This is a genomic window from Flexivirga sp. (assembly GCF_035551235.1).
Classification (GTDB): Bacteria; Actinomycetota; Actinomycetes; order Actinomycetales; family Dermatophilaceae; genus Flexivirga.
This window is the reverse complement of the sequence record NZ_DASZNO010000045.1, coordinates 36,048-49,632: the sequence shown is the minus strand read 5'-3', so window position 1 is coordinate 49,632 and position 13,585 is coordinate 36,048. Positions and strand designations below refer to the sequence as shown.

Annotated in this window: 7 protein-coding genes; 5 read left to right on the top strand and 2 right to left on the bottom strand. The window is 67.8% G+C overall.

The window, feature by feature from the left end; genetic code table 11:
• Positions 1–19 precede the first annotated feature (19 nt).
• Positions 20–1,576 carry an FMN-binding glutamate synthase family protein gene (locus tag VG502_RS15855; RefSeq protein ID WP_325551041.1) on the top strand — a complete coding sequence of 519 codons (1,557 nt, stop codon included), beginning with the start codon at positions 20–22 and terminating at the stop codon, positions 1,574–1,576.
• A gap of 111 nt (positions 1,577–1,687) precedes the next feature.
• Here the strand turns inward: VG502_RS15855 and glgP are convergent, their stop codons facing one another.
• On the bottom strand, positions 1,688–4,282 hold the full coding sequence (gene glgP / locus VG502_RS15850; protein ID WP_325551040.1) for an alpha-glucan family phosphorylase: 2,595 nt from the start codon (positions 4,280–4,282) through the stop codon (positions 1,688–1,690).
• 124 nt (positions 4,283–4,406) lie between these two features.
• On the opposite strand from glgP, the gene VG502_RS15845 reads away from it, so the two are divergent.
• Genes VG502_RS15845 through glgB form a run of 3 tightly spaced genes read left to right on the top strand, consistent with a single transcriptional unit; the run spans position 4,407 to position 11,912 of the window.
• Positions 4,407–6,458, top strand: a complete 2,052-nt coding sequence (locus tag VG502_RS15845) for an alpha-1,4-glucan--maltose-1-phosphate maltosyltransferase (RefSeq protein ID WP_414655751.1) — start codon at positions 4,407–4,409, stop codon at positions 6,456–6,458.
• A 6-nt stretch (positions 6,459–6,464) separates the two neighbouring features.
• A complete protein-coding gene (gene treS / locus VG502_RS15840) occupies positions 6,465–8,186 on the top strand; it encodes a maltose alpha-D-glucosyltransferase (RefSeq protein ID WP_325551039.1) in 1,722 nt (573 codons plus the stop codon).
• Between the two features lie 3 nt (positions 8,187–8,189).
• Positions 8,190–11,912 (top strand): 1,4-alpha-glucan branching protein GlgB, encoded by a 3,723-nt coding sequence (gene glgB, locus VG502_RS15835; protein ID WP_325551038.1) that lies wholly within the window; start codon positions 8,190–8,192, stop codon positions 11,910–11,912.
• Positions 11,913–11,916: 4 nt separating this feature from the next.
• Here the strand turns inward: glgB and VG502_RS15830 are convergent, their stop codons facing one another.
• Positions 11,917–12,642, bottom strand: coding sequence for a TetR/AcrR family transcriptional regulator (locus VG502_RS15830; protein ID WP_325551037.1), 726 nt, complete (start codon positions 12,640–12,642; stop codon positions 11,917–11,919).
• Positions 12,643–12,727: 85 nt separating this feature from the next.
• Here VG502_RS15830 and VG502_RS15825 point away from each other — a divergent pair, with 85 nt between their 5' ends.
• Complete coding sequence (locus VG502_RS15825; RefSeq protein ID WP_325551036.1) at positions 12,728–13,576, top strand: NmrA family NAD(P)-binding protein; 849 nt, start codon at positions 12,728–12,730, stop codon at positions 13,574–13,576.
• Positions 13,577–13,585: the final 9 nt, after the last annotated feature.

Here is a 13,585-nt window from a genome sequence, read left to right as displayed (position 1 = left end):
GGAGATGAGGAGCAGACGAATGGTGCGATGGCAGCAAGCAACGGCCCTGGCGACGGCGGGGTCGCTCGCCGGCCTGGCGCTGCGGGACCTGGTGCAGCGCAAGCACGCAGTCCTACGCAACTACCCGGTGGTCGGTCATCTGCGCTATCTGCTCGAGGACATTCGGCCCGAGATCCAGCAGTACTTCATCGAACGCAACTGGGACGGCCGGCCGTTCGACCGTGACACCCGGTCGATCATCTACGAGCGGGCCAAGGGGACGATGGCCGAGCAGCCGTTCGGCACCGAGCGTGACGTGGACCGCTCCGGGTACGAAGCACTGGTGCACTCGACCGCTCCGCTGGAGAAGCCCGACACGCCACCCCGGGTCCGCGTCGGCGGCCCCGACTGCAGCCAGCCCTACGACATGTCGCTGCTCAACGTGTCGGCGATGAGCTTCGGTGCGTTGTCCGCCAACGCTATTCGGGCGCTCAACAAGGGCGCCCGACTCGGCGGTTTCGCGCACGACACCGGTGAGGGCGGGCTCACGCCATACCACCTGGAGAACGGTGGCGACCTCGTCTGGGAGATCGGCTCCGGCTACTTCGGCGCCCGGACCAAGGACGGCGACTTCGACCCCGACGCCTTCCGGGACAAGTCCGCTGACGACCGCGTCAAGTGCGTGTCGCTCAAGCTGAGCCAGGGCGCCAAACCGGGCATCGGTGGGGTCCTGCCTGCCGCGAAGGTCACGGCCGAGATCGCGCAGTTCCGAGGTGTTCCCGAAGGTGAGAAGTGCGTGAGCCCTGCACGGCACAAAGTCTTCTCCACCCCGGTCGAGCTCATCGAGTTCATCGCGAGGATGCGTGAGCTCAGCGGCGGGAAGCCGGCAGGTTTCAAGTTGTGCGTCGGCTCCCGTATGGATGTCCTGGCGATCTGCAAGGCGATCCGCGAGGTCGGCACCGCACCGGACTTCATCATCGTCGACGGTTCCGAGGGCGGCACCGGAGCCGCGCCCCTGGAGTACGAGGACCACGTCGGTATGCCGCTCACCCACGGGCTGATGACCGTGCACAACGCGCTCGTCGGCACCGGCTTGCGCGACAACATCAAGATCGGCGCCAGCGGCAAGATCGCCGGCGGCGCAGACATCGTCAAGCGGCTCATCCAGGGCGCCGACTACACGAACGCCGCGCGCGCCATGATGATGGCCACCGGCTGCATCCAGGCGCAGGAGTGCCACACCGGCAAGTGCCCGGTCGGAGTGGCGACCCAGAGCCCCCGGCGGGCCCGCGCACTCGACGTGGCCAGCAAGAGCGAGCGGGTCCACCGCTACCACCAGGCGACCGTCGAGCAGGCAGCGCAGATCATGGCGACGCTGGGCGCCCGCGAGCCGCACGAGCTCAGCCCCCACATGCTCCGGCACAACATCTCACCGAACGAGAGCCGCAGTTACGCGGAGTTGTTCACCTGGCTACGGCCCGGCGAACTACTGGCCGGCGCTCCGGAGAGCTGGCGTCGGGACTGGGAGGCGGCGAGCGCCGATGCGTTCACGCCGCAGCTGTCGACCTATCGGGCGGGTGAGGCTCGTCCGGCATGACCACTCGACCGAGAGGACAGGCAAATACCGAGAGGACAGGCGATTCACGGCATCAGCGGCCCGAATTGCCTGTCCTCTCGACGAACGCGTGTCCTCTCGGTAAGTGGGCGGTCAGGCGTTGACCACCAGGCCGAGTTCGGCGATGTTGGCCAGGCCCGGATGCCGAGGCAGCACGCGCACGCTGTAGCCGAAGGCGCCGGTGCGGTTCAGGCTGACACTTCCCTCGAAGCGGGCCCGCCCGTCACCGAGGTCCTCGGCGGCGTGGATCTCGGTCAGCTCGACGTCGTGCAGGTCGTCGGTGTCGCTCGCGCGCCCGTGCACCACCTGCACCATGACCTCGTCGGGTCGCAGCCCGCCGAGTACGACATACGCACGCACCGTGATGCACTCGCCGAGTGCTGGAATGTCGGTGAGGCCATCGGCCTCGACGTGCTCGATCCGCACGTCTGCGAACGCATCCCGCGCCCTGCTGCTGTATGACGCAAGGTCCTTCGCCAGGCCGAAGTCGTCGCCGGTTGCCGCGCGACCGGCGATTGCCGCCGGCGTGTAGAGCTTCGTCGTGTAGTCACGGACCATCCGGGTGGCGAGCACCTTCGGGCCGAGCACGGCCAGGGTGTGCTCGACCATCTCCAGCCAGCGCTGCGGCACACCGTCGCCGTCGCGGTCGTAGAAGCGTGCGGCGACCTGGTTCTCGATGAGGTCGTAGAGCGCGGCGGCCTCGAGGTCGTCCCGCCGCTCCGGGTCCATCTTCGAGCTCGTGGTGTCGCGCGTCGGGACGGCCGACGGGATCGCCCAGCCGTTGCTGCCGTCGAACCACTCGTCCCACCAGCCGTCCAGGATCGACAGGTTGAGGCCGCCGTTGAGCGCCGCCTTCATCCCCGACGTGCCGGACGCCTCGTAGGGACGCAGCGGGTTGTTCAGCCACACGTCGACGCCCGGCATCAGCGACTGCGCCATCTGCATGTCGTAGTTGGGCAGGAAGACGATCCGGTGGCGCAGCTTCGGGTCGTCGGTGAACTGCACCATCTCCTGGATGAGCTTCTTGCCGGTCTCGTCGGCGGGGTGCGACTTGCCCGCGATGACCAGCTGCACCGGCCGTTCGGGATCCAGCAGCAGGCCGGCGAGACGCTCGGGATCGCGCAGCATCAGCGTCAACCGCTTGTAGGTCGGCACCCGGCGCGCGAAGCCGATCGTCAGCACGTCGGGGTCCAGCAGGTTCTCCACCCAGCCGAGCTCGGCGTCGCTGGCGCCGCGGAACTGGGCGGACTCGCGCACCCGTTCACGCACGTCCAGGACCAGCTGGTTGCGCAGCTCGTGCTTGACGGACCACAACTCCCCGCGCGGCAGCTGACCGACCCGGTCCCACCCGATCGCGGCGCGTATGTCGCCCTCACCCAGGTACTTGCGGCCGAAGTCGATGACCCGCGAGTCCATCCAGGTCGGGGCGTGAACACCGTTGGTGATGCTGGTGATCGGCACCTCTTCATCGTCGAAGCCGGGCCACAGCTGGTCGAACATCGACCGGCTGACGGCGCCGTGCAGCTCCGACACACCGTTGGCGCGTTGCGCCATCCGCAGGCCCATCACGGCCATGTTGAAGATGCCGTGCTGGCCGCCCTCGTAGTCCTCGGCGCCCAGCGGCAGGATCTGCTCGGTCGAGACGCCGGGCAGCTGTGCGGACCCGCTGAAGTGGGTGCGCACCAGTTCGGCGTCGAAGCGGTCGATGCCGGCCGGGACCGGGGTGTGGGTGGTGAAGACGTTGCTGGCCCGCACCGCGCGGCGGGCCTGCTCGAAGTCGAGACCGTTGCCGGTCACCAGCTCGCTGATCCGCTCCACGGACAGGAAGCCGGCGTGGCCCTCGTTGCAGTGGTAGACCTCCGGCGCCGGCGCGCCGGTCAGCCGGCTCCACGTGCGCAGCGCACGGACGCCACCGATGCCCAGCAGCATCTCCTGCTGCAGGCGCTGGTCGCCGCCCCCGCCATACAGCCGGGCGGTGAGTTCACGGGCCGAATCGTCGTTGGCCTCGACGTCGGAGTCGAGCAGCAGCAGCGGCACCCGACCGACCTGGGCGCGCCAGACACGGGCGTGCAGGGTTCGTCCCTCCGGCAGCGCGAGCGTGATGTCGACCGGTGTCCCATCGGCCTCGCGCAGCAATGTCAACGGCAGGCCGTCGGGGTCGAGCAGCGGGTAACTCTCCAGCTGCCAGCCCTCGGCGGACAGCTGCTGGTTGAAGTAGCCCTCCTTGTAGAACAGGCCGATACCCACGATCGGCACCCCGAGGTCGCTGGCGGACTTGAGGTGGTCGCCGGCCAGGATGCCCAGGCCGCCGGAGTACTGCGGCAGCACGTGGGTGATGCCGAACTCCGCGCTGAAGTAGGCGATCGACGCCGCAGCATCCTCGTGCTGGCGGAACTCGTCGTACCAGACGGGTGCGGTCAGGTATGTCGACAGGCTGTCGGCCGCCGCGTGCACCCGGCCGACGAAGCCGGGGTCCGCTGCGAGCTCGTCGAGCCGCTGCGGCGACAGGCCGGCCAGCAGTGCGACCGGGTCGCCGTGGACCCTGTCCCACACGGCGGGGTCCATGTCGCGGAAGAGGTCACGGGTACGGCGGTGCCACGACCAGCGCAGGTTGGTCGCGAGGTCCGACAACGGGGCCAGTCCCTGGGGCAGCGCAGTGCGGACATTGAAACGGCGAATGGCTCTCACCGCACCGATCGTAGGGGCGCACGCGCCGCAGGTGAATTCGAGATTCGCGCCCACTTTCGAGACACGTCGGTGTCACCGCCCGACAGGTGTCCGCAGCGGCCCGGGATCTTGTAGCGTCGCTCAGGTGACTGATCAGCAGCTGACTGCTTCGAGACGGCCGACCCCCGCACAGGGCACGACCTCGCCGACCCCGCCCCTGCGGCCCGTCGGCAGAATCCCGGTCGTCGACGTCCGCCCCGCCGTCGGCGACGGTGCGTTTCCGACGAAATCCGTTGTCGGAGAGTCATTTCCGATTACCGCCACGGTCTTCCGCGAAGGACACGACGCAGTCAACGCGACTGCTGCGCTCACCGACCCGGATGGCGTCACCCACTACGTCCCGATGACCTGCACCAATCCGGGCCTGGACACCTGGCGCTGCGAGATCAGCGCCGACCGTCCCGGAGTGTGGTCCTACTGTGTCGAGGGCTGGTCGGATCCCTACGCCACCTGGGTGCACGATGCCGTGATCAAGATCGCAGCCGAGGTCGACACCGAGGTCATGCTGGAGGAGGGCGCGCGCCTGCTCGAACGAGCAGCTCGCGAGGTGCAGCACGACGCCGCGGGGCGCAAGGTGCTCACCGCAGCGGTGAGCGGCCTGCGTGACACCGAGCAGCCGCCCGGTGCGCGCATCTCGGCCGGCACCACCACGCAGGTGCAGCGGCTGATGACCGCGAAACCCCTGCGCGACTGGGTCAGCCCGGGCACGTCATACAGCTGGTGGGTCGAGCGGGAGCGGGCCCTGACCGGCGCCTGGTACGAGATCTTCCCCCGCAGCGAGGGCGCGCGGTTCGACGAGAAGACCGGCAAGTGGACGACGGGCACCCTGCGCACGGCCGCCCAGCGGCTGCCGGCGATCGCGGGGATGGGGTTCGACGTGGTCTACCTGACGCCCGTGCATCCGATCGGGCGGACCAACCGCAAGGGGCCCAACAACACGCTGAACGCCGGGCCGGACGACCCGGGTTCGCCATACGCCATCGGGAGCGCGGACGGCGGGCACGACGCGATCCACCCGGACCTGGGCACGTTCGCCGACTTCGACGCGTTCGTCGCGGCCGCCCGCAAGCAGCACCTCGAGGTCGCGCTCGACCTGGCGTTGCAGTGCTCCCCCGACCACCCGTGGGTCGCGAAGCACCCCGAGTGGTTCACCACCCGCGCCGACGGCAGCATCGCGTATGCCGAGAACCCGCCGAAGAAGTATCAGGACATCTATCCGGTCAACTTCGACAACGACCCGGAGGGCATCTACGCCGAGGTGCGGCGCGTCGTGCAGGTCTGGATCGACCACGGCGTCACGATCTTCCGGGTCGACAACCCGCACACGAAGCCGGTGGAGTTCTGGCAGTGGCTGATCAGTGATGTGGCGTCGTCGCGTCCGGACATCATCTGGCTGGCCGAGGCGTTCACCCGCCCGGCGATGATGGCCACGCTGGCGAAGGTCGGCTTCCAGCAGAGCTACACCTATTACGCGTGGCGCAACGACGCCGCCGAGCTGCGGGAGTATGTCGAGGAGCTGGCGCGCGAGTCGGCGCCATACATGCGACCGAGCTTCTGGCCGACGACGCACGACATCCTCACGCCATACATGCAGTACGGCGGGCCGACCGCGTGGAAGCTGCGCGCGGCGCTGGCGGCGACGTTGTCGCCCACCTACGGCATCTATGCCGGCTACGAACTGATCGAGCACGTTGCCCGGCCGGGTGCCGAGGAGCAGATCGACAACGAGAAGTACCAGTACAAGGACCGTGAGTGGTCGCGCTACGAGGCCGGTGGCGACCGGGAGGGACAGACGCTGGCACCGTTCCTCACGCGTATCAACGAGATTCGTCGCCAGCACCCGGCATTGCGCTGGCTGCGCAACATCACGTTCCATCACGTGGACGATGCGCAGATGCTTGCGTTCTCCAAGAAATATCGCGACGACGTGGTCATCGTGGTCGCGAACACCGACCCGCACGCCACCCGGCAGTCCACCCTCCGGCTGGACATGGGCGCGCTCGGGTTGGCACCCGGCGACCGCTTCGTCGCTCACGACCTGCTGACCGACGCGAGTTGGGAATGGGGCGCGGACAATTACGTCCGGCTCGGTCCCGACACCGAGCCACTGCACATCGTTCACCTCAGGAGGTTCTAGAAAATCGTGGCAGCAACAGGTTTCAACCTCCCGCAACCGGGCCTGCGTCACGACCCGCAGTGGTTCCGCAAGGCGGTCTTCTACGAAGTGCTCGTGCGTGCGTTCGGTGACACGACCGGCAACGGCTCGGGTGACTTCACCGGCCTGATCAATCGGCTCGACTACCTGCAGTGGCTCGGTGTCGACTGCCTGTGGATCCCGCCGTTCTACGCCTCACCGTTGCGTGACGGCGGTTACGACATCGCCGACTACAAGGCCGTCCTGCCGGAATTCGGAACGCTGCCGGAGTTCACCGAGCTGGTCTCGCAGGCACACGCCCGCGGCATACGCATCCTGACCGATCTGGTGATCAACCACACCAGTGACCAGCACCCGTGGTTCCAGGCCTCGCGGTCCGAGCCCGACGGCCCCTACGGCGACTACTACATGTGGTCCGACACGGACGAGAAGTACTCCGACGCACGCATCATCTTCGTCGACACCGAGGTGTCCAACTGGACCTTCGACCCGGTGCGCAGGGAGTTCTTCTGGCACCGCTTCTTCTCGCACCAGCCCGATCTGAACTTCGAGAACCAAGCGGTGCACGACGAGATCTTCGACATCGTGCGCTTCTGGATGGACCTGGGCATCGACGGTTTCCGTCTCGACGCGATCCCCTACCTCTACATCGAGGAGGGTCACAACGGCGAGAACCACCCGAAGACACACGAATTCATCGCCAAGTTGCGTGCGATGGTCGATGAGGAATACCCCGGCCGGATGCTGCTGGCCGAAGCCAATCAGATGCCGCACGAGGTCGTGGACTACTTCGGCACAGAGGAGGACCCCGAGTGCCACATGTGCTTCCACTTCCCGATCATGCCGCGGCTCTACTACGCACTGCGGGACGAGAAGGCGACGCGCATCAACGAGGTGATGGCCGAGACGCCGACCATCCCCCGCGGCGCCCAGTGGGGCACGTTCCTGCGCAACCACGACGAGCTGACCCTCGAGATGGTCACACCGGATGAACGCGCCGCGATGTACGGCTGGTACTCCCCCGACCCGCGCATGCGTGCCAATGTCGGCATCCGCCGCCGGCTGGCCACGCTGCTGGACAACTCGCGCGCCGAGACCGAATTGATCCACGCGCTGCTGCTGTCGATGCCCGGGTCCCCGTGCCTCTACTACGGCGACGAGATCGGCATGGGCGACAACATCTGGCTGCCCGACCGTGACGCGGTCCGCACACCGATGCAATGGAGCCCGGACCGGAATGCCGGCTTCTCCACCGCCGACCCCGGCAAGCTCTACCTGCCGATCATCTCCAGCCTCGTCTACCACTACAACAACGTGAACGTCGAAGCTCAGATGGAGTCCACCTCCTCGCTGCTGCACTGGGTGCGCGAAATGCTCGCGATCCGTAAGCAGTTCCCGGTTTTCGGACTCGGCGACTACGTGACCGTCGAGTCGGACAACGACGCGATCCTGTCCTTCACCCGGACGGTCGCCGACGAGGACGATCCGGACGACGAGATCGAGACGCGCTCGGTGCTGTGCGTCAACAACCTGTCGAGCCGGCCGCAGTCGGTCACCGTGTCGTTGCCCGACCACTTCGCCGGCGCACGCCTGCGCGACCTGTTCGGTGGCACCCACTTCACGCCGGTCGCCGACGACGGAACCGTCACCCTGACCCTCGGTTCACGGGACTTCTTCTGGCTCTCGCTGCAGCACCCGACAGGAGACTGACCCATGGCGATCATCCACGCCGGCGCCTCACTGGAACCAACCAAGCTGCAACTCATCCGCGACTGGATCGGCGAACGCCGTTGGTATGCCGGCAAGGGCCGCACCCCCGAGCTGCGGATGCTCGGCAGCTACCGGTTCGATGACCCCGCGGGTGAGGTCGGTATCGAGGTCAACGTCGTGGCCGACGACTCGGGCCCGGCGCCCGTCGTCTACCAGATCCCCATGACGTACCGGGACGCGCCACTGGCCGGCGCGGAGGCGGCGCTCGTGGGCGAGATGGCGCACTCCGCGCTCGGCAACCGATGGGTCTACGACGGCTGCCACGATCTGGTCTTCGTGCGGGCGCTGCTGCGAACCATGGTCACCGGTGGCCGGCAGGCGGAACTCGAGACACACGACGTCAACACCGGTGCGGTGGGCCATCGGGAGCCGCCGATCACCGTGCGCGGCAGCGGTTTCCGGCATGCGGCGGTGCCGCGCGTGCGTTCCTCCGTCGTTCTGTCCGGTGAACAGTCCAACACCTCGATCATCGTCGAGTCCGATGACGAGGAGCCGTTGGTCATCAAGATCTTCCGGGTGATCCACCCCGGTGACAATCCGGACGTCACGTTGCAGGCAGCGCTCAGCGATGTCGGGAGCGAGCGCGTGCCGCAGATGGTGGCGTCACTGCGGGGCGACTGGCCGGCGCCCGACGGCACCGGCCGGTCACAGGGTGATCTCGCCTTCGCGCAGGAGTTCTTCCCGGATGTCCGGGACGCGTGGCGGGTGGCGCTGGAAGCGGCCGACGACGACCGGTCGTTCGCTGCATCCGCCTACGCACTGGGCGCCGCGACGGCGGAGGTCCACCACCAACTCGCGGAAGCGATGCCGGTCGAGCCGAGCACTCCCGCGACGGTCACCCGGCAACTCGACGCGATCCGGCGACGGTTCGCAGCCGCCACTGACGCGGTGCCCGAGCTGGGTGACCGCCAGAGCGAGTTCGACTCCCTCGTTGACGCCGCGAAGAGCGCGGATTGGCCTGCGCTGCAACGCATTCACGGTGACCTGCATCTCGGTCAGGCACTCGACGTCCCCGAGCGCGGCTGGGTGTTGCTGGACTTCGAGGGCGAACCCCTGCGGACGCTGGACGAGCGCAACAAGCCGGATGTGCCGTTGCGCGACATCGCCGGCATGCTGCGTTCGTTCGACTACGCCGCGGGCTCCATCGAGCACCGCGATGCCACCGCGGATCGACGCGACTGGGCGGCGCGGGCCCGAGCGGCGTTCCTGGACGGCTACGCCGCGCAGAGTGGTGTCGATCTCGCGCCATACGGGCGGCTGATCGAGTTGTTCGAGGTCGACAAGGCGAGCTACGAGGTCGTCTATGAGGTCCGCAACCGGCCCGGCTGGCTGGACATCCCACGCAGCGCGATCCTGCGACTACTGCCTACGAGGAAGAGTGACGCCATGAGCGACGACCGAGGCGAGGACACGAACGCAGTGAGGCCCGGAGCCGAGGGCAGAGGCGCGACCGAGAGCATGAGCGACGACCGAAGTGATGGCACCGCAGCGAGCACAGCCATTCGCACCGAGGTCGCCCACGAACTACTCGTCGGGCGCTACGGCGACCCGCACCGGCTGCTCGGACCACATCTGGGCGAATCCGGTGCACTGGTAAGGGTTTTCCGGCCACTTGCGAGCACCGTGCAGGTGCAGTTGCCGGACGGCACCCGGGCCGACCTGCACCACGACCACGAGGGACTGTGGAGCGGCTCGCTGCCGACTGCCGAGGTGCCCGACTACCGGGTCGTCACGACGTATGACGATGGCGTCGAGCACGTCACGGACGACCCCTACCGGTTCCTGCCCACCCTCGGTGAGATCGACCTGCACCTCATCGGCGAGGGGCGTCACGAGCAGTTGTGGACCGTGCTCGGCGCCCACCTGCACCGCTACGAGAGCCCGCAGGGCCCGGTCGACGGCACGTCCTTCGCCGTCTGGGCGCCCAATGCCCGGGGCGTTCGGCTGGTCGGCGACTTCAACACCTGGAACGGCCAGGGACATCCGATGCGCCGCCTGAGCGGCGGCGTCTGGGAGCTCTTCGTGCCCGGCGTCGGTGTCGGAAACCGCTACAAATTCGACATTCTCGGGCCGGACGGCATCTGGCGGGAGAAGGCCGACCCGCTGGCTCGACTCGCCGAGACCGCACCCGCGACGGCATCCGTCGTCACGGCGTCCAACTACGAGTGGGGCGACGCGGCCTGGCTCGAGAAGCGGGCCGCCGAGGCTGCACACGAGCGCCCGATGAGCGTCTACGAAGTGCATCCGATGTCGTGGCGGCAGGGCAAGTCGTGGCGTGACCTGGCTGACGAACTCGTCTCGTACGTCTCCGAACTCGGCTTCACCCACGTGGAGTTCATGCCGGTGATGGAGCACCCCTACCCGCCGTCCTGGGGTTACCACGTGACCGGCTACTACGCCCCGAACTCGCGACTCGGCGACCCGGACGACTTCCGCTTCCTGGTCGACAAGCTGCACCAGGCGGGTGTGGGGGTCATCCTCGACTGGGTGCCCGGCCACTTCGCCACCGACGAGTGGGCGCTGGCCCGTTTCGACGGCACGCCGCTCTACGAACACCCTGACCCCCGGCGGGGCTGGCACCCCGAATGGGGTTCGTACATCTTCGATTTCGGCCGACCGCAGGTGCGCAACTTCCTTGTCGCCAACGCGGTCTACTGGCTGCAGGAGTTCCACGCCGACGGCCTGCGCGTCGATGGTGTGGCCTCGATGCTCTACCTCGACTACTCACGCAATGAGGGTGAGTGGTTGCCGAACAAGAACGGCGGTCGCGAGAACCTCGAGGCGATGCAGCTGCTGCAGGAGACCACCGCGACGGCATACCGCCGGCAGCCCGGCACCGTGATGATCGCCGAGGAGTCCACCTCCTGGCCCGGCGTCACCAAGCCGACCGATCAAAACGGACTCGGGTTCGGCTTCAAGTGGAACATGGGCTGGATGCACGACTCGCTCGATTACGTTGCGCAGCAACCGATCTACCGCAAGTACCACCACAACGAGATGACGTTCTCACTCGTCTACGCGTGGGACGAGCAGTTCGTGCTGCCGATCAGCCACGACGAGGTCGTGCACGGCAAGGGTTCGTTGCTGCGCAAGATGCCGGGCGACCGTTGGGAGCAACTGGCCGGTGTGCGCACCTTCCTGGCGGACATGTGGAGTCACCCGGGCAAGCAGCTGATCTTCATGGGCTGCGAGTTCGCGCAGGAGTCCGAATGGGCGGACGGGCGCAGCCTCGACTGGTGGGTGCTCGACCAGCCGGCGCATCTCGGTGTCGCACGGCTCGTCTCCGACCTCAACCGGCTCTACGCACAGCACCCCGCCCTCTGGAAGCTGGACCACGACCCGCACGGCTTCCGATGGATCGACGCGAACGCCGCGGACGCAAACCTCTTCTCCTACCTGCGTTTTGACAGCCCGGACCAGGACGGCGGCGTCGTCGCGGCGGTGCTCAACTACAGCGGTGCCGAAGCACGCGATGTGCGAGTCGGCCTCCCTCGTCCCGGTCGGTGGCTGGAGATGCTCAACACCGATGCGGAGCGGTATGGCGGCTCCAACCGCGGCAACCTCGGCGGTGTCGATGCCACGGACACGCCATACAACGACCAGCCGTACTCGGCGGTCGTCACTGTCCCGCCCCTCTCCGCGATCTGGTTCACCCCGGAGAAGTAGCGGCTCAGCCGTGCTCGACGATCCGGTCGAGCCACTCCGCGAAGAGCGTCCGCTCGCCGGCGCTGAGCACGTCCAAGTCGCCCACGGACGCGCGCAGCGCAACGGCGGGGGCGACCTCGGCACCCACGCCGTCCGGTGCGTCGGCTGTCGGGTGCTCGGTGGTCAGGATGCGCTGACAGAGCGCGTCGAAGAGTATGTCGGCGAGGCCGAGGTCCCGGTCGGGCTCCGGCCGACCGAGGATGGCCAGCACGGCTCCCGTGCCGGCAGCGTGGATCAGCTCGACAGCTTGCTGTTCGCTGACCCGCAGCCGGCCGGTCATCGCGACGCGGTGCACGCGCTCGCCGAGCACCCGGAGGCCGGCTTCGGCACTGGGCGAGTGACCGGTTCGTGCCGGATCACTCAGCAGTACGAAGAGCTCCGGATTTGCCAGCCCGAACCCGATCGTCATGTCCCAGCCCGCGCGCAGGCTCGCGATCGGGTCGTCCCCGCTTTCCGCCGAGGATGACGCAGCAGCTGTCTTGGCCGCCGTGAACTCCGCCATCACCTGTTCGGCGACCGCGTCGAGGAGCCCGTCCTTGTCACCGAAAAGCCGGTAGATGACCGGTGCCTGCACGCTTGCCAGCTCGGCCACCCGTCGCGTGGTGACAGCGACCCGGCCCTGCTCCCTCAGCAGCTGGGACGCCACCTCGATGATCCGCGACCGGGGATCGACACTGCTCCGCTTCGGCATATATCAACGATAACGCATCAGTGTTATCGCTCTTGCAATCAGTGATACGGTAATTCTGTAATCGTTGATAACAAGGAGTCCGACCATGATCGTCATCACCGGAGCCACCGGAGCGTTGAACGGCGCCACTACTGATCACCTGCTGCGCAGGATCCCCACGACCGACATCGCCGTCGTCGCACGCGACGTCGCGAAGGCCGCCCGCTTCGCCGACCTCGGAGTCGAGGTCCGGTATGGCGACTTCACCGACCCGGCGTCCCTGCCCGATGCGTTCGCCGGCGCGGACCAGCTGCTGATCGTCTCGGCGAGCGATCCCAAGGACGATGCGGTCGCGCTGCACCGGGCCGCGATCGACGCGGCGGTGGAGGCGAAGGTCGGGCGCGTTCTCTACACCAGTCACCAGGGCGCGGCAGCGAACTCGCCCTTCCGGCCGGGCCGCGATCACGCCGCGACCGAGGACCTCCTGGCCGCGTCGGGGATTCCGTGGACGGCATTGCGCAATGGCTTCTACCTGCACAGCATCGATTGGTTGCTCGGCCCCTGGCGGGAGACCGGCGTCATCTCGGTGCCTGCCGACGGACCGGTCTCCTGGACATCACGCGCCGACGCGGCCGAGGCGGCTGCGGCGATCATTGCGTCGGGGACGCCATACGACGGTCCGGTGACGCTGACCCGGCGCAGCGCACCGACCTTCGAGGAGATCGCGCGGCTCGCCGAGACAGTCACCGGGCGACAGCTCGGGTTCGAGGTGGTTGATCCCGAGCAGTGGGTCCGGTCCCAGGTTGCGGCCGGCAGCGCCGAGCCGATGGCGCGCTTCACGCTCGGGATGTATGACGCAGCGGCCGCCGGCTTCTTCGCCGGAACGGACCCGCTCCTGGAGTCGCTGCTCGGCCGGGAGCCCCGGACCGTGCAGCAGCATCTCGCCGCTGCCTGACCTCGTCGC